Genomic DNA, 17,633 nt, shown 5'->3' with positions numbered 1-17,633 from the left:
TTCGAGCGGCAATGAGCAACGAGTCGGGGGCATGGGTGGACGAGGAATTTGAGAGTCTGGATCTTGGTGATCCGCGGCGGGATCGGCGCGCCAAGGAATTGCTCAAGCGGTTTGCGGCCCTGCCTACGGCGAGCATTCCCGGTGCGTGCGATGACTGGTCGCAAACCATTGGGGCGTATCGGTTTCTGGGCAATGAGCAGATCGATTGGCGGGACGTGATGCAGCCCCATTGGGAGCGCACTGCAGCGAGGGCCGCGCAATTTCCGGTGGTGCTGTGCATCGCTGACACCACCGAGCTGAACTTCAATGGCCAGGAAATGGAGGGGCTGGGGCCGTTGAGCTACGAAGCCCAGCGGGGAATGTATCTCCATCCGACCTACGCGGTGACGCCAGACCGGGAGCCGCTGGGGGTGATCGATGCCTGGATGTGGGCTCGGGAACTGAAGGACGCCGATGGCCACCGCAGCGGGATCAAGGAAAGCGTGCGCTGGATCGAGGGGTACGAACGGGTGGCGGAGCAAGCCGCGCTGCTGCCCCAGACAAGGCTGGTGTATGTGACGGACCGCGAGGGTGACATCGCCGAGCTGATGGCGCGCGCCCAGGAACTTGGCCAGCCGGCTGACTGGCTGATCCGCAGCCAATACAACCGCAACCTTGCTGAGGCGGGCAAGCTGTGGGATAGCGTTGACGCCAGCCCGGTGCTTGGGGAAATTACCTTTATCTTGCCAGGGCGTGCAGGCCAGAAAGCGCGCGAGGTCAAACAGGAGCTACGTGCACAACGTGTGCAGCTGCCGGGTACGATTGGAGCGGCGCTCACCTGTGTGGAGGCCAGGGAGATCGGAGCGCCCGCTGGCATCAAGCCAGTGGTTTGGCGCTTGTTGACGAACCGAGAAGCGCAGGACGCCGATGCTGTCATCGAACTCGTCGACTGGTACCGAGCCCGATGGGAGGTGGAGATGTTCTTCCATGTCCTGAAGACCGGCTGCAAGGTCGAAGCGCTACAGCTATCGCACATGGATCGCGTGGAGCGGGCCTTGGCGTTGTATATGGTGGTGGCGTGGCGCATTGCCCGCTTGATGCGGTTGGGCAGAACCTGCCCGGATCTGGATGCGTCACTGTTCTTCGACGCCGACGAGATTCGGGGGGCATACGTGCTCGCCAAAAAAGCCCGCCCGAAGGTACCAGTCACACTCAATCAGATGATTCGGTTGGTGGCTTCCCTGGGTGGGTTCCTTGGGCGCAAGAGCGATGGTGAGCCCGGCGCCAAGACGATCTGGATCGGCATGCAGCGAACCATGGATGCCGCGCTCACCATTCAGGCACTGCGGGAAGAGTCATGACTTCTGTATAAGGAGATGCGGTATGCGGCCCACGCTGCCATCCGGCGACTCGGCCACCGTATTGGCCAGGTCAGAGTATTGCGAGCTCTGGTGCGTGGTGGAAACATTGAACGTCCAGTTACGCCAGTCGTAGCGTACCCCGAGCGTATCGGTATTGCGCGAGTAGAACGGTACGTCCAGGCCGGACGTGGCGCCCGACTTCTGAATCGCGCGCGTGTACGTGTAGTTGGCGTAGACATTCAGCCCCGCGAACAGGCCGGCGCGATCGAACGTGTAGTCGATCGCGGTTTCCACGCCGTCGTGGTCCGTAGCGCCGATATTCTGGAACGTGGCGGGGAACAGGCCCGGCACCTGCAGGATCTGGTTGTCGAACTTGATCTTGAACGCAGTCAGTTCGGCCTTGATCCGGTTGTCGGTCCAACGCGTACCCACTTCGAATGTACGCGCCACTTCCGGCTGCAGCGGATTATTCGGCGTCTGCGAATTGAGCTGGGTGTTCTGCACCGGCCCGAACGACGTACTGTAGTCGGCAAACACGGTCCACGCATTGTTCACGAGGTACGAGACATTGACCGAGGGCAGTGCCTTGTTATTCATGCTTTCGAACTGCGTCGCGGTACCCCGCTGCTGGCGCGTGGTGTCGATATGTTCGAAGCGCACGCCCGGCACGATGCGCCAGTTGCCGATGGCGATACGATCATCGATATAGACGGCGTGCGCATCGGTGGCATTGTCGAATGTGGTGGTCGGGCCGGCCACGCCGGTTACGAGGCTCTGATTGTAGGCATTGTCGTCGCCACGCTCGCGGATATACCGATATCCGACGGTGATGTCATGCAGCGTCGGCCCCAGCGACACGCGCTGCGTATAGCGCGGCTCGATGCCGAACGTGGTGTAGTTGCGAGGCTGGTGCGCGATCTGGGTGGCGCTCTGCTGCAGCGTGCTCTGGCGATAGCTCTCGTTGAAGAACGTGCGAATCTCGAACTCCTGATTGGCGGACATCGTGTTCACGTATCCCAGATCGAAGCTCGTGCGGTTGCCACTCCAGTAGTCGTTCGGGCGCGTATTCTGGAGCGGATCCGCATTGAATTGCGCCACCGTGAGGCCACCTGGCGTGCGCGAGCGCACGTCGTAGTAGGAAACCTTGCCGTAGACCTGCGACGTGCTGGTGAGGTCATAGGCGAATTTCACGGCCAGATCATTGACGTCATCATCGCTGCCCTTGCGCCATTCGCGACCCGTCATGCCCGAGTACAGGAGAGCCAGTCCCAGCCCGTTCTCGAGCGTGGTCCCTACAAACGCGTTGTACTGGGTATTGCTGCCGCCGCCTTCCGTGTAGATGTTTTCGCGGATCGACGCATCGCCAGTGATGCCGGGGCCGCCAGGAATCGGCTTGGTGTTGAAGTTGATGATGCCACCGACGTTCTGCGGGCCATACCGCACCGCACCGCCGCTGCGCACCACGTCGATCGATTCGATATTGCCCAGGCTGACCGGTGCGAAAGACAGTTGCGGTTGCCCATACGGCGCCACCGCCATCGGAATACCGTCGAGCAACACCGTAGAGCGAGGCGAGTATCGGCCCGTCAGGCCGCGCACGCCGATATTGAGCGAGATGGCGCTACCGGCGGTGCCAGAGTTGTCGGTCGACTGCACCCCCGGAATCCGGCGCATAACGTCACTAATACTGCTCGCGCCACTCTGCTCGATTTGCTCCTCGCTCACCACAGTGCGTGCGCCGGCGAACGTCTTCACACTGTTCTGCAGTCCGGTACCCAGCCAATTGCCGGTGACCTGGACGGTATCGAGCACATGCTCCGCATTGCCGTTTTGCCCCGGCTGCGCATCGGTCTGCTGAGCGGACGCCCCTAGCGGCGCCAGGCATAGCATCGAGACGGCGAACGCCGTCGCGCGCAGCGCGAATTGGGGTGCGGCGGGCAGCTTGCCGCATCGGCTCGAACTCATGGCTTTTCTTCCTTGTAACAAGCAAATTACGAAAAGCCATGAATGTAAATGATAACGGTTATCGCTTGTAATTCAAAAGACTAAAGTGCCGCTTGGTGCTCACGGGCTCGCGTGAGTTGTTGCTGCGGCACGACGACCTCGCTGACGACCACCCTGCCGGGCGCGGTGTTCGGTCGCCTTCTTACCAGCCCGCGACTGGGAGAGCCGGCGTTATTCAACACGGATGCCACGTGCCTTGACCAGGGCATGCCAGCGCGCCGACTCCGTCTGCAGGAAGCTCTTGAAAGCCTGCGGCGTGTTGCCGACCGGATCGAGTCCGGCTTGCTGCAGCCTGGCGCGCACAGCGGGATCGGCCACCGCCTTCTGTACGGCGCTGGCTATTGCCTGCACGCGATCCGGCGCGGTGCCCTTGGGCAGGAACACGCCGTTCCACTCAAGCACTTCATAGTCGGGCATGCCGCTCTCGGCCAGGGTCGGCGTATTGGGCAATGCCTTCAGGCGCGTTCTGGAAGTCACCGCCAGCGCACGCAGCTTGCCGCCGGTCACGTATTGCAGCGTCGACGCAGTATTGCCGAAATAGGACGCGACCTGCCCGCCCATCACATCGGTCAGCGCCGGCGCGCCGCCTTTGTACGGAACATGCAGCAATTCGATTCTGGCCTGCTCATTGAACATCTCGGCAGCCAGATGCGAGCCGGTGCCAGCGCCGGCAGAGGCATAGGTCAGCTTGCCGGGCGACTTCTTTGCCGAGGCGATGAAGTCGGCAACGGTCTTGTAAGGCGCGTTCGCTGCAACCACCAGGATCTGCGGCGCAGTCGCCACCAGCGAAATCGGAATGAAATCGCCCGTCGGATCGAACGGCAGCTTGCGCAGCGCGCCGTTGACCGCAAACGCCGAGGCGTCGTACAGCACCGTATAGCCATCCGGGGTCGCCTTGGCCACGACGTCGGCGCCGATGACCCCGCCAGCGCCCGGCTTGTTGTCGATGACAACGGTCTGCCCGAGGATCTCTCCCATCTTCTGGGCCACGACACGCGCCGTGTTATCGGCACCACCACCCGCTGAATAAGGCACCACCATGCGGATCGGCTTGTCGGGGAACGCGAAGGCGCCGAGCGGCAGCGCCGCAGCCAGAATCGCCAGGCCTTTGCCAAGGCGCTGCAGGGTCGTTTTCATGTTGTCTCCACTTCTTATTGGTTCGAGCCGGCTATGCGGTCTCGAATCCGTACAGTAAGGCAGGGTTGTCCACCAGGATGCGCCGCCGGAGCGCCTCGGTGCCGGCCCAGCGGGCCAGCAGGTCGTACAGCAAGGCATCGTCCGGCTTGAAGCCGGTCTCTGTGGAGTGGGGCCAGTCGCTGCCCCACACCAGCCGTTCCGGGGCGGTGCGCACCCATGCCATCGCCACCGGGTCGATGTCCGCATAGCGCCCGGCGGCGCCGACGACGGAATCCAGATACGCGCCGGACAGCTTCAGCCACGCATTGCCGCGCGCCAGCAACTCGGATACGAGTGAAAACGCAGGATGCGCGGTACCACCGGGCACCGGCAGGCGGGCGAGGTGGTCGAATACCAGCGGCGTGCGCAGGCGTCCCAGCAGGTCGCGGTGGGCGACGATCTGGTCTGCGGTCCAGTGTAATTGCAGATGCCATCCCAGCTCGGCAACGCGATTGGCAAGCGCTTCCACCATCTCGAAGCCCACCACCACATGGGCCTCGGTGTAGAGGGAGAACCGGATGCCACGGATGCCACCCACATGCAGCGCGTGCAGGGTTTCGTCTGTCACATCCGGCCGCACCACGGCAACGCCGCGCGCATTGGCGATACCCAACTTCCGGATCGCATCGACCGTGGCGCTGTTGTCTGTGCCGTAGCAGCGAGGCTGCACGATGACCGCGCGGCTCGTGCCAAGCAGCGCTTGCACGCCACGGTAGTCTTCCACGGTGGCATTTGCCACCACTGGCGCAATCGCCGCGAAGCGCGGGTCGTAGATGTGCAGGTGAGCGTCGCAGGCATTGGCGAGCGCGGCGCTGCGTGGCGCGCGGCTTGCCGAACTGTTCGACACCGGCGGAATCGGCCCCCCGTAGCGGGCGTCAGGCATGCCGTGCCAGCCTGTCCGCGGCTTCACGGACCCTGTCCCCGTGCTGATCGAGCGCAGGAGCGGCGAACGGCTCCGGACCGGGCGTGCGCCCGAACTTCACGGCACGCGTGAAGCCGCGATAGCGGCCAACCACGGGGTGCTCGAACGTTGCCAGCATCTCTTCCGCGGCCACCTGGGGAAAATCGAACATATCCTCCACCGAGCGCGCTGCCGCACATGGCACCTCCTCGCCGAATATGGTCTCCCATTCCAGCGCCGAACGCTCCTGCAATGCCGCGTGCAGGCGGGGCACGATTTCCCCATGATGTTCGGCGCGCTTGCGCACGCTGTCGTAGCGATCGGTCGACAGCAGATCGGCCAGGCCGGTCTTCTCGCACAGCGCCCGCCAGAAATGCGGGGTATTGGCCGAGATATAGATGTAGCCGTCCCTGGTCGGATGAATGCCGGTAATGCCGCCGGAGCGCATGTCGCGCCCGATCTCCCTGGGCTCCGATTCGGCCCAGACCATCCGCGCCGACTGCATGGTCAGCGCCGCACGCAGCAGCGACACGCCCACATACTGCCCTGCCCCGCTCTTCTCCCGCTCGTAGAGCGCCGACGACACCGCACCCGCGACCAGCGCCGAGGCATAGTAGTCAACTACGGAGCCGTACAGAATCTCCGGCGGCCCCCCGTGCTTGCCCTGCAGCGTGCACATGCCGGTCATGGTCTGCAGCACCTGGTCGTAACCGGCCTTGTCCTTCAGCGGGCCCGTCTCGCCGTAGCCGGTGACCGCGCAGTAGATCAGGCGCGGGTTGACGGCACTGAGCTGCTCGTAGCCAATGCCGAGCCGGCCCGGCACGCTGGGGCGGAAGTTATGCACCAGCACATCCGCATTGCGCACCAGCGCCAGCAGCCGCTCCAGATCGGCCGGGTTCTTCAGGTCGAGCACGACGCCCAGCTTGCTTCGGTTGACGCCCAGGAAGGCCCGGCTTTCGGCCTCCAGTGTCGAGGGATACTTGCGCAGGTTGTCGCCCACGGGCGGCTCGACCTTGATGACGTCCGCGCCCTGGTCGGCGAGCAGTGAGCAGCCATACGGCCCCGCGATATAGGCGCTCAGGTCGAGCACGCGCACGCCGCTCAGTGGACCTGGCTGTCCCGCCCGGTTTGTGCCGAAGACGTCTTCCCCGGCAGTGGTGTTGGTTTGCATACAGCCTCCGAATCAGCCAGGCGTTCAATCCGCGACAATGTTTTGCTGTTTGGCCAGCGCCGTCCACCGGACCACATCGGCCGCAATCGTCTCGGCGAACTGTTGGGGGGTGACGGGCTTCGCCTCGGCGCCTTCCTTAAGAATCGCAGCCTTGACGGTCGGCTTCGCCAGCGCCTGGTTCACCGCCGCATTGAGCCGCGTGATGACCGCCGGCGGCGTGCCTGCCGGCGCGAGAAAGCCCCACCAGAGTTCAAACTCGTAGCCAGGAACCGCGCTCGCCATCGGCGCCAGGTCCGGCGCGACAGGGCTTGGCTTCAGGCTGGTGATCCCCACGGCCCGCACCTTGCCGGCCCGGACCATCGGCAGCAGCGAAGGGCCGCTCGAGATCAGCACCTGGGTCTGGTTGCCGATCAGGTCGGTGATGGCGGGGCCCATGCCACGGTAAGGTACGTGCGTAATGGCCAGCTTGCCGGCCTTGGCCTTGAGTAGTTCTGTACCGAACTGGTTGACGCTGCCGGGGCCGGAAGACGCGTAGTTGAACTTGCCCGGATTGGCGCGGATCGCGTTGATCAGCTCCTGCGGCGTCCTGGCAGGAAAGTCGTTGCTGACCGCCACGATGAACGGCCCCTTGGCCACCATCGCCACCGGCGCAAAGCTCTTGACCGCATCGTATGGCAGATTGCTCTGCACCGCCGCATTGGTCGTCATGCTCGACGAGACCGCGACCAGGGTATAGCCGTCCGGCGCTGCCTTGGCCGCCATGCCGGTTCCCGTGTTGCCGCTCGCCCCGGAGCGGTTGTCGATGATCACCGGCTGCTTCAGTTCCTCGCCGATCTCCTTCGCCACGATACGGGCGAAGATGTCGTTCGAGCCGCCAGGCGGATACGGCACGATGATCGTGATGGGCTTGGACGGATAGGGGCTCTCGGCGGCAGCATTGGCCGATACCGCCAAAGCGCCAAACGCGGCGATCATCCCGAAGCATGCGGCGGCACGACGCGACTGTGAGGTCGTCATGGTTTGTCTCCTGTATGGTTTTATGTGGGTCTGTGATGCGGTGTCAGGCGGCGATCAGTCCGAGCCGCCTGGCGATCTCGACAGTGGCCTGTGCACGCCGGACGAAGGGAGCGTCGATCATCTTTCCATCCACGACGTAAGCCCCGACGCCGTCGGCCTGCGCCTGGGCGGCAGCCGCCACGACCCGCAGCGCATGCGCGATCTCGTCGTCGGACGGCCGATAGACATCGTTCGCCAGCGCGATCTGGCTTGGGTGGATGCAGCTCTTGCCCAGAAAGCCCATCTGCCTGGACATCTCCGCCTCGGCGCGGAAGCCTTCGCCATCGCGAATGTTGGCGAACACCGTGTCATAGGCGTAGACGTTGGCTTCGGCAGCCGCCATCCGCACGGCGAACATGGCCGATGCGATCGCTGCCGTGTTGCGCCGATGGATGCCGGCTGGCTCGAACAGATCGCCCAGCCCAAGCTGCAGGCCTGCCACGCGGGGATGTGCGCCCGCCAGCTCGGCGGCGCAATGCAGCGCCTTTGGCGACTCAATGTTCAGCAGCAACCGGACCTTCGCATCCTCGTCGGTGAAGCCGTTGGCCCGCTCAGCCTGTTCGATCGCCGCCGCCGCGCGGCGGACGTCGTCGACGCTCTCCGGCTTTGGCAGGTTGACCAGGTGCAGGCCCGGCACCACCACTGCGGCCACGTCGGCCTCGAAATGGCCCGTGTCGAGGCCATTGACGCGAATGATCAGGGTCTTTGCAGTCGAGCGAGTCTCGACGGAACGCAGCAGTTGTGACAGCAGATCACGGGCCTCGGCCTTCTTCTCTTCGGCAACCGCATCCTCCAGATCGAAGGACAGCGCATCCGCGTCGCTCGCAAGCGCCTTGGCGAAAAACTCGGGTCGTGAACCGGGGACGAATAGCTTGCTTCTCATGGCCAACACCGTATCTCCGTGGGGTGAAATGCAGTGTGGCTTAACCGAAAGAGAAGATAAACTATACTTTCCTACCTTCGTACAATAGAAATTCTATGGAGACGAGCTATCTCAAGGCATTCAGCTTGGTCGTGGAAACCGGCACGCTGGCCGAAGCCGCGAGGCGGCTCAATGTGACGCCGGCGGCGGTCTCTCAACAGATCCAGGTGCTGGAGCGCGAACTTGGCACTGAGTTGCTGGCACGAGCCGGCCGTACCGTAGCGCCCACCGAGTCCGGGCGCCGCCTCGCTGCGCGCTGTGTCTCGCTGCTCAGGGAAGTCGACGAGCTTAGGGGGTGGGTGAACCAGGCGGACGCGGCGCGCGAGCTTCGCATCGGCACCATCAATACGGCGCTCCACAGTCTGCTACCGGACGCGCTCGCGCGTTTTGCGGCCAGACACCCCGGTGTGTCCGTCCACATCAGGTCTGCCATGTCGAGCGAGCTGTACGACGCGGTCAAGCAATCGGAACTGGACGCCGCCGTCTGTCTGCACCCTCCCTTCGCCATCCCCAAAGCCTTTGCCTGGGAACTGCTGCGCAAGGAGCCGCTGGTCGTGCTTGCAGCACAGCGGGACAGCGAAACGGATCCGCATGAACTGCTGCGCACCAGGCCGCTGATCCGCTATGACCGCAGCCTCGGCGGAGGGAAGCAGGCCAACGATTACCTGCGCAAGGCCGGCATCACGCCATCACAGGAGCGCTTTGAGCTGAGCTCCCTCCTCGCCATCGCCATGATGGTGGATCGTGGCCTGGGGGTGTCGCTGGTCCCGGACATCGCGTCGCCACTGACTACCGGGCTGCGTATTGTGAAGCTTCATCTACCCTCCGAACCGGAACCGCGTCGGTTCGGCTTGCTGTGGCGAAGGACGTCGCACAGCGCCAGCCTGATCAGGTCCTTCCTTGAGCAGGCTCGCGTCGCGGCAAAAGCGTAGTTGCGCATGCGCGGAATACAGGACGGAACCGGATCAGCCGCCGCTGTCTCCGACACGTCCACCCTGATGACATCATGACTACTCGTCAACCGTTCAAACGGCCCCGCCACTCAGCGAAAAGGACGTTCTCGCCGGACCTCATTGGGCGTTCGCCCGGTCCAGCGCTTGAACGCGTGCCGGAATCCCACCGCATCACTGAAGCCCAGCGCCAGGCCAATGTCCTCGGTGCTCAACGAAGTGGTGGTCAGGTAGTCAACGGCGAGCGCCTTTCTGACGCTGGTCAGCAGCTCGCTATATGACGTTCCTTCGGCCTCGAGCTTGCGGCGAAGTGTGCGGGAGGTCATGCCCAGGCTTTCGGCAATTTGCTCGATCTCCGGGAACCGGCCTGGCGTGCGGGTAAGTTCCTGAAAGACCCGACGCGTGATTCCCTCCTGCCAACGGAACGCCTCCAGCAGGCGCGCGCAATGCGCGGACATTTGCGCTGCTGTGATGGGATTGGCAAGCTGCGGCGCCCGTGACAGCCATGCTGCCGGATAGCTCAGCATGGTCTGCGGCTGCTCGAAGGCGAGCGGGCATTCCAGCACCTCGGCCAGCGCGGCCGCGTGAGCCGGCTCGGCCTGCGTGAACATGGCGCGGGCCGGCACGCACCAGGGGCCCATCACATCCTTGATCATGGTCACGTGTACGGCAAACTGCATCTCGATCAGGAAGTGGTACAAGGGCTCGTCCATGCCCGGCTGCAGGATCGTGTCATGGTTGGGGAATACCCATGAAGCCATCCCTTCCTGCTCGACCCAGCGGATGTCAAGCATCCCGTTGGCAAGCTGATGGTACTTGACCGCCGCATCAAACGCGCGCGCCAGGCCCTCCGAACACAGCAGCGCATAGCCGTACATGCCGTAGCTCGACACATGAAGCCGGCTCCCGACCTTCACACCGAGATCCGGCTTTCCCCGCAGCCGGATCGCATTGCGCGCGGCAGTCAGGAACTGGTGCGGCGATGTCAGCGTGAAGGGATCGGCAAGGGCGGCGAGGTCAAGGTTCGTCCCCGCGAGGACCGCACCAGGCTCCATCCCCGCTTCCGAAGTCACCGCCAGCAGAGCGGCCAGCTTGGCCGGCGTAAAGCGCCTTTCCTGCAAGTCGATAGCTGCCGACGCGTGCGCCAGCCGATTGCCGTGGCGTCGCGTCGCGGTTGCATCCGTCAGATCGCCCTGCTGCATGGCACTGATCTCTGTCCGAAAAGATACCAATTTTGCACCCGGACATCCGGTACCCGCCACAGGGTTGACCCTAGCGGCAATCCAGCAGCTTCGGCCACTACCACGGCATTGAGCAGTCCGGGGAATGTCGACGCGCCTTGTGCGCTGTCAGTCTCAGGAGATCGCTTGTCCGTTTTGATCACCGTTTCGACCGTACCGATCATTTGCAAGGCGGCGCCTGTGATGCATAGTCGCGCCACCCACACTCTGCGTCAGCGCGCTCAGGCGCGACCGCCGTTAGTCATTAGAGCCCCAAATGAGCAGCAGACACTGGATCCATTCCTACGGCTCGATCCCGGCCGAAATCAACGCCGATCGCTACCCCTCCGTGAACGCGTTGCTGGAAGCCGCCATGCGCCAGTTCGCAGACAAGCCAGCCTTCCGTGCGTTCGGAAAGGTGCTGACCTATGCGGATGTCGATCGCCAGTCGTCCGCGCTGGCGGCCTATCTGCAGAAAGTGGCAGGCGTCAGGAAAGGCGACCGCGTCGCCGTGATGCTGCCCAATCTGCTGGCGTTTCCACTCACCTTCATTGCCGTCACGAAAGCCGGCGGCATCCAGGTCAACGTCAATCCGCAGTACACCGCCCGGGAGCTCGAACATCAGCTCAATGACGCAGGCGTCGAAACGATCGTGGCCTACGACGGCGCAACGCCCACGCTCGCGGCGGTGCTCAGCAAGACGCGGATCAGGACGGTGATCACGGTCGGCCCTGGCGACGGCAGTGGCGCGGCCATCCCGGGCCCGGCGGTCGACGCGTCGCTGCGCAACGCGGCCACGTTGCCGGCAGCCATCGCGCGGGGCGCGACGCTTGGGTTCGACCCGGTGGACGTGAGCGGCGCCGACCTGCTCGTCCTGCAATACACCGGCGGCACCACCGGCCTCTCCAAGGGCGCCGTGCTGACACACCGCAATCTCGTCGCCAATATCGAGCAGTTCAAGGCCTTCATGCCCGACGTGCTGCGGCGGGGCGAAGAGACCATCGTGACCGCGATCCCGCTCTACCACATCTTTGCGCTGATGGTGAATTTCCTCACCTGCTTCTCCGTCGGCGCCGAGAACTGGCTCGTGGCAAATCCCCGGGACCTGGACGCCCTCATCGATGTGCTGAAGGCGGCGCGACCAACGATCTTCGTTGGCGTCACCACCTTGTACGCCGGGCTGGCCGCCCACCCGCGCCTGACTGAGGTGGACTGGTCGCGGCTGAGGCTGTCAGCCGGCGGCGGCGCGGCGGTGATCGAAATCGTTTCGGACCGATGGAAATCGGTGACGGGCAGCTTTATCTGCGAGGGCTATGGCTTGTCGGAGACGTCGCCCGTCGTGTCGTTCAACCCGCAGTCCACCAGCGGCTACACCGGGACCACCGGCTTGCCCGTGCCATCCACCGATGTCAAGCTGCTGGACGACCAGGACAAGGAGGCCGGCGTCGGCGAGCCCGGGGAAATCTGCGTCAAGGGGCCGCAGGTGATGCGCGGATACTGGAACAAGCCAGAGGCCAATGCAAAGGCGTTCACCCCGGACGGCTACTTCCGCACCGGCGATGTCGGCGTCTTTGACGCGAAAGGCTTGCTGAAGATCGTCGACCGCAAGAAGGACATGATCATCGTCTCCGGCTTTAACGTCTACCCGAACGAAGTGGAAGCGCTCGCCAGCAGCTTCCCCGGCGTGGCCGAGTGCGCCTGCATCGGCGTACCAGACGAACGGACGGGCGAAGCGGTCAAGCTGTATGTCACCAGGGTGCCTGGGGCCGAGGTGACCGAGGACGCCCTGGTCGCCCACTGTCGAGCCGGCATGGCCGCCTACAAAGTGCCCAGGATCATCTGCTTCGTTGACGCGCTGCCAAAATCCACGGTGGGCAAGATCCTCCGGCGCGAGCTTCGCAACGCCGACTGACCACCGCGCGGCGTGGCAGCGAACCGGGTCCGAAGCGAACTGCTGGGGCAGTGACCTATTGACGGAGCAACAATGGCGTGCCGCACGCCGGGCCGCGCCTTGGACGAGCCAACATCCACGCTGCTATATTTACGTCGACCGATTCCGATCGAGATTCCATGGCACGCTCGCTTGCGCTTGTCGCGTCGGCCGCATTGCTCCACGGATGCGCCGGCGCCCCGTCTTTCAGCCTGTTCGGCGCCTATTTCCCGCTCTGGCTCCTGAGCGCCCTTGTCGGCATTGCCGGCGCCATCGTGTCTCACCGGATCCTCATCAAGACGGGCTGGGCTGAAACGGTCCGCTACCAGCTCCTGGTCAACACCGCGATCGGCGTGATGATCGCGGAAATCGTCTGGTTACTGGGGACGGGACATATCCTATGAAAATGGCCGGCATCCGCAAAAGCCCGCTACGCGGCAAACTGGTCGCGCTAGCCATCGTCCTGGTGGCCGTGCTGCTCTCCGTCTACGCCTGGCAGCGCACGCTGCGCTTCCCTTCCTCGGACGATGCCTCGCTCGATGCCGATCTGGTTCATATTGCGTCGCCGGTCGGCGGCCGGATTGCGCGCATCCATGTGGCGGAGAACCAGCAGGCGGCCAAGGGCGCGGTCCTGTTCGAGATCGATCCGGTGCCGTACCGGCTGGCCGTGGCCCAGGCCCGCGCCGACCTGGAGCTTGCGCAGGCCGCGCTTGGCACGCGCAGGCGCGCGATTGCCAGCGAGCGGGCCACGGCAGCGGTGGCGTCGGAGCAGACCGCACGGGCCGAGCAGAACTACGCACTCACGGCGCGCACGGTGGACCGGCTGGGTCCGCTCGCAGCGGACGGCTATGTGCCCAGGCAGCAGCTTGACCAGGCGCAGGTGGCGCAGCGCGATGCCGCGGTGTCGCTGAAGCAGGCCAATGTGCAGCGCGCCGCCACGGCACAGGCGGTAGGCAAGGACGATGACGCGATCGCCGCCGTGCATGCGCGCGAGGCGGCGCTGGCGATTGCGCAGCGCGCGCTGGACGATACCGTGGTGCGCGCCCCGCACGCCGGCCGCGTGAGCGGGCTGACGGTGCTGTCCGGCGAAGTCGTGATCCCCAACCAGTCGCTGTTCCTGCTGGTGCATACCGGTGAATGGTTCGCGGTGGCGAACTTCCGCGAGACCTCGCTGGCCGATATCCATATCGGGGACTGCGCCACGGTCTACTCGATGATCGACCGGCGCCATGCCATCCGCGGCAAGGTGGAAGGCATCGGCGTCGGCATCACGGATACCGACCGGCTGAACCTGCCGCGTTCCCTGCCCTACGTCCAGCCATCCGTGAACTGGGTGCGCGTGGCCAAGCGCTTCCCGGTGCGCATCAAGCTGGAAGATCCGCCGGAGCCGTTGGCCAGGGTGGGCGCGAGTGCAACCGTCGAGATCCGGCATGGCGCAGCCTGCCGCTGACAAGCTGCGCCTGGGCCCGGCGGATATCCGGGCACTGCTGGCGCCGTTCCCGGGCCGTGCCGCCGCCACCACGCGCGTCGCAGTGGCCTGCGCGCTGACGGTGCTGGTGACCAGCATCTACGGCACCCCGGAAGCGGCTATCTCCGCCTATGTGATCTTCTTCGTCAACCGCGCCGACCGCACCTCCAGCATCGTCATGAGCGTGGCCGCGCTGGTGCTGGTCAGCCTGATCATCGGCATGGTGATGTGGCTGGCCGATTTCAGCATCGACGACCCGCTGCGCCGCGTGGCGTGCATGGCGGTGGTGTCGGCGGCCCTGCTGTTCCTGACCTCCGCCAGCAAGCTGCGCCCTGTCGGCGCCATCGTGGCGATGATCGTCGGCTTTGGGCTCGACGAACTCGGGCTGGTGCCGGCGGGCGAAATCGCCACCCGCGCCCTGCTCTATGTGTGGCTGATGGTGGCGATCCCAATCGGCGTCAATATCGTGGTCAACCTGATGCTGGGCCCGTCGCCGCGCCGGCTTGCGACTGAGCGTCTGGCCCATTGCCTGCGCACTGCCGCCCGCAGCCTGCGGGAACCCGATGGCGACCCCGAGGCGCTGCGGGCAGCGTTGCACGACGGCATCCAGCCCATCGCGGGCTGGCTGAGGCTGGCGAAACTCGAAGGCAGCCTGCGCGCAGATGACTTGCCCGCCCTGCGGCAAGTCACGTCATCCACCATGGCGATCCTGCTTGCCGCCGACGTCGCGCGCCGGCAACCCGGGGCGCAACTGCCGGCAGCGATCGCCGCGCCGGTCGCCACCACGCTCGACGCGATGGCGGCCATGCTCGGCGCGGGCGGCTATCCGGTGGACATTGCGCTGGCCGTTCCCGGTATCGAAAACCTTGCCCCCGTGCAGGAAGCCGTTGCCACCGAACTGCTCGGCGCCATCAACCGCTATGCGGAACCGGCAGAATCGGCACCACCAGAGCCAGCCGACAAGGCGCGGGGCAGCTTCCTGGATGCCGACGCATTCTCGAATCCAGTCCACGTCCGCTACGCGCTCAAGACCACCGGCGCGGCGATGTTCTGCTACTTGCTGTACCAGCAACTGAACTGGCCCGGCATCCATACCTGCTTCATCACCTGCTACCTGGTATCGCTCGGCACCGCGGCGGAAACCATGGAAAAGCTGACGCTGCGCCTGGCCGGCTGCCTGGTCGGGGCCGTGATCGGGACGGCGGCACTCGTCTACATCGTCCCTTCCCTGACGTCAGTGGGCGGACTGATGCTGCTGGTGTTTGCCGGTACGTGGATTTCCGCATGGGTAGCGCAGGGCTCGCCGCGAATTGCCTATGCGGGCTTCCAGGTGGCGTTTGCATTCTTCCTGTGCGTCATCCAGGGCGCCGGGCCGGGCTTCGACCTGACCATCGCGCGCGACCGCGTGATCGGCGTGCTGCTGGGCAACCTCGTCGTGTACCTGGTCTTCACGCGGATCTGGCCGGTCAGTATTGCGGCCCGCATCGAAGCTGCGCTGGCAGCACTGGTCGGGCAATGGCACCAGCTGGCCGAGGCACGCCAGCCCGACGCCCGGCGCCGCCATGCCATTGCCGCCATGGCCCTGCACGGCGAGATCACGCAAGACCTGGTCCTGGCCCACTATGAGCCCGCATCGGTCGGGCCGGGGCGGGAATGGGTCGACGACCGGCGCCGGCGCCTGGCCGTGCTCGATGCGATTGCCGGACCCGTATTCCTGCTCGCGGAACGCTTTCCCGGCGATCCGGAAATCGCGCGCCGGCTGCAGCGGCTGCGGACCACCGACATGCCGCCGCCAACCGTGCAGGCTTCCGGCACCGACGACGTCGGTAACCGCAACGCCCTGCTGGCCATTGTCGACCGGCGCCTGGCAGAAACGGCTGCCGAGGCACCGGATGCGACCACCTCGTCTTCCATCCATGCGCAAACCTGATTCGCTGGCCCTCCCGCTGACACTGGCCGCCGTGACGCTGGCCGGGTGCGCCACCGCGTCGCTCGATCTCGCGCCGCCGGCACCTGACCGGCCATGGCAACCGGAGACCACTGCCTCCGGCGAGTTCGTGCCGGGCGCGGCCAGCAAGCCGACACCAGCCACCCGGCCCGCCGACTACACACTGCCGGCCAACACCGCGCTGGCGTCGGTGCCGCCGCCTGCTGCACTTGACACCACGCATGACTACACGCTTCCCGAGCTGATCGACCTGGCCGAGTCCGCCAACCCGGTGACCCGGATCGCATGGAACGACGCACGCAATGCGGCGCTGGCCGCCGGCATCGCCCGCAGCAGCTACCTGCCGTATATCTCCGCGGCGGCGATGGGCGGATACCAGAATGGCCATAGCACCACGTCCACGGCGCTCGGGCCGTTGGGCGCGAGTTCGTCGACGCATGGCGCGGTCTCGGTGTTGTCGCTGCAATGGCTGCTGTTCGATTTTGGCGAGCGTGCGGGCCTTGTCGATGCCACCGAACAGGCGTCGATTGCCGCCAACATTGCGTTTACCGCGGCACACCAGAAGATCATCCACGACGTCAGCCTGGCGTTCTACCGCTACCAGGCTGCCCGCGCTCGCGCGGGCACGGTGCAGCAGGCGATGCGCAACGCCGATGCGGTGCTTGCCGCCGCCAGGGCACGCTACCAGCGCGGCATCGGCACCGTGGTGGAGGTGGCCCAGGCCACGCAAAATCGCGCGCAAACCAACCTTGCGATGGTGCAGGCGCAAGGGGCCGAGACCGATGCCTACCTGGCGCTGGTCACGGCGATCGGCATCTCGCCCCTGTCCAGGCCCCGCATCGCCGAGATGCCGGTGCGGGCGTTGTCGCCGGCCATGCGCAGTTCGATCGAACAGATCGTGGAAAACGCGATCGCCCGCCGGCCGGACGTGCTGGCGGCCTATGCCGTGGAGCGGGCCAGCCAGGCGAAGGTGAAAGCGGCCGAGGCCGGCTTCATGCCGAAGGTATTTCTGTCGGCATTCACGTCGTACGCTTCGGGCAGCTCGGGCATTACGGCGATTCCGCCGGTCGGGCAGCAGCCGCCTACTGTCAACCTCAGCGGGTTCCGCTACGGCGGCAGCGTGTTCCTGGGCGTGACGGTGCCGATCTACGACGGCGGGCTGCGCTCCGCGGTGCTCGCGCAGGCGCGCAACGATGCCGACAGCGCGTCGGCCCGGCTGACGCGGGCCAAGGAAGAGTCCGTCAGGCAGGTGGTGGTCAGCCAGAGCGCACTGGAATCGAGCCTGGCCGCCTATGACGCGGCCAGGGCGCTGGCCGAGGCGGCACAGACCACTTATGACGCGGCATTCGCCGCCTACAGCAGGGGCGTGGGGTCCGTTACCGAAGCCAACCTGGCGCAGAGCCAGTTGCTGCTGGCACGCAATGCCTCCGCCGATGCCTACAGCGGGGCGCTCGCCGCGGCTGCGACCCTGGCGTTGACCACAGGCACCATCGGTTCCGCTCGCGAGTGACCTGTCCGCTAGTGCATGGCCAGCCTCGATTTGCCAC

General features: G+C 65.2%; 14 protein-coding genes. 7 read left to right on the top strand and 7 right to left on the bottom strand.

Annotated features, from left to right (window positions below):
- Window positions 1-11 precede the first annotated feature (11 nt).
- A complete protein-coding gene (locus tag K307_RS08930) occupies window positions 12-1,340 on the top strand; it encodes an IS4 family transposase (RefSeq protein ID WP_042875593.1) in 1,329 nt (442 codons plus the stop codon).
- Here K307_RS08930 and K307_RS08925 read toward each other — a convergent pair.
- From K307_RS08925 to K307_RS08900, 6 genes are all read right to left on the bottom strand, one after another.
- Window positions 1,335-3,305, bottom strand: a complete 1,971-nt coding sequence (locus K307_RS08925; RefSeq protein WP_230625605.1) for a TonB-dependent receptor family protein — start codon at window positions 3,303-3,305, stop codon at window positions 1,335-1,337. The two genes, K307_RS08930 and K307_RS08925, sit on opposite strands and share 6 nt — an antisense overlap.
- A 210-nt stretch (window positions 3,306-3,515) precedes the next feature.
- Window positions 3,516-4,481 (bottom strand): tripartite tricarboxylate transporter substrate binding protein, encoded by a 966-nt coding sequence (locus K307_RS08920; protein WP_042877634.1) that lies wholly within the window; start codon window positions 4,479-4,481, stop codon window positions 3,516-3,518.
- Between the two features lie 31 nt (window positions 4,482-4,512).
- Window positions 4,513-5,403, bottom strand: a complete 891-nt coding sequence (locus K307_RS08915; RefSeq protein WP_080744966.1) for an amidohydrolase family protein — start codon at window positions 5,401-5,403, stop codon at window positions 4,513-4,515.
- Complete coding sequence (locus tag K307_RS08910; protein WP_051974776.1) at window positions 5,396-6,592, bottom strand: CaiB/BaiF CoA transferase family protein; 1,197 nt, start codon at window positions 6,590-6,592, stop codon at window positions 5,396-5,398. Before K307_RS08910 ends, K307_RS08915 begins: the two co-directional genes overlap by 8 nt.
- A gap of 24 nt (window positions 6,593-6,616) precedes the next feature.
- Entirely contained in the window at window positions 6,617-7,609 is a 993-nt protein-coding gene (locus K307_RS08905; RefSeq protein WP_042877633.1) for a tripartite tricarboxylate transporter substrate binding protein, read from the bottom strand.
- A 43-nt stretch (window positions 7,610-7,652) separates the two neighbouring features.
- The gene (locus K307_RS08900) at window positions 7,653-8,531 is read right to left on the bottom strand and encodes an HpcH/HpaI aldolase/citrate lyase family protein (protein WP_042877632.1); all 879 of its coding nucleotides are present in this window, start codon (window positions 8,529-8,531) and stop codon (window positions 7,653-7,655) included.
- A gap of 95 nt (window positions 8,532-8,626) precedes the next feature.
- On the opposite strand from K307_RS08900, the gene K307_RS08895 reads away from it, so the two are divergent.
- Window positions 8,627-9,502 (top strand): LysR substrate-binding domain-containing protein, encoded by an 876-nt coding sequence (locus tag K307_RS08895; protein ID WP_042877631.1) that lies wholly within the window; start codon window positions 8,627-8,629, stop codon window positions 9,500-9,502.
- 110 nt (window positions 9,503-9,612) lie between these two features.
- On the opposite strand, the gene K307_RS08890 is transcribed toward K307_RS08895, so the two are convergent.
- Window positions 9,613-10,722 (bottom strand): AraC family transcriptional regulator, encoded by a 1,110-nt coding sequence (locus K307_RS08890; protein WP_042877630.1) that lies wholly within the window; start codon window positions 10,720-10,722, stop codon window positions 9,613-9,615.
- 295 nt (window positions 10,723-11,017) lie between these two features.
- Between K307_RS08890 and K307_RS08885 the strand changes: the two genes are divergently transcribed.
- From K307_RS08885 to K307_RS08865, 5 genes are all read left to right on the top strand, one after another.
- Window positions 11,018-12,652: an AMP-binding protein gene (locus tag K307_RS08885; protein ID WP_042877629.1), complete on the top strand. Its 1,635-nt coding sequence runs from the start codon at window positions 11,018-11,020 to the stop codon at window positions 12,650-12,652.
- A gap of 158 nt (window positions 12,653-12,810) precedes the next feature.
- Window positions 12,811-13,074 carry a YtcA family lipoprotein gene (locus tag K307_RS08880; RefSeq protein ID WP_042877628.1) on the top strand — a complete coding sequence of 88 codons (264 nt, stop codon included), beginning with the start codon at window positions 12,811-12,813 and terminating at the stop codon, window positions 13,072-13,074.
- Window positions 13,071-14,120 (top strand): multidrug transporter subunit MdtN, encoded by a 1,050-nt coding sequence (gene mdtN, locus K307_RS08875; RefSeq protein WP_042877627.1) that lies wholly within the window; start codon window positions 13,071-13,073, stop codon window positions 14,118-14,120. The genes K307_RS08880 and mdtN overlap by 4 nt, the downstream gene beginning before the upstream one ends.
- Window positions 14,101-16,068, top strand: coding sequence for an FUSC family protein (locus tag K307_RS08870; protein WP_042877626.1), 1,968 nt, complete (start codon window positions 14,101-14,103; stop codon window positions 16,066-16,068). Before mdtN ends, K307_RS08870 begins: the two co-directional genes overlap by 20 nt.
- A complete protein-coding gene (locus K307_RS08865) occupies window positions 16,055-17,596 on the top strand; it encodes a TolC family protein (protein WP_042877625.1) in 1,542 nt (513 codons plus the stop codon). The genes K307_RS08870 and K307_RS08865 overlap by 14 nt, the downstream gene beginning before the upstream one ends.
- Window positions 17,597-17,633 lie beyond the last annotated feature (37 nt).

Source organism: Cupriavidus necator A5-1, assembly GCF_000744095.1.
GTDB classification, from domain to species: Bacteria; Pseudomonadota; Gammaproteobacteria; order Burkholderiales; family Burkholderiaceae; genus Cupriavidus; species Cupriavidus necator_A.
Note: the sequence above shows the minus strand (reverse complement) of the source record. Positions and strands in the feature narration are given on the sequence as shown.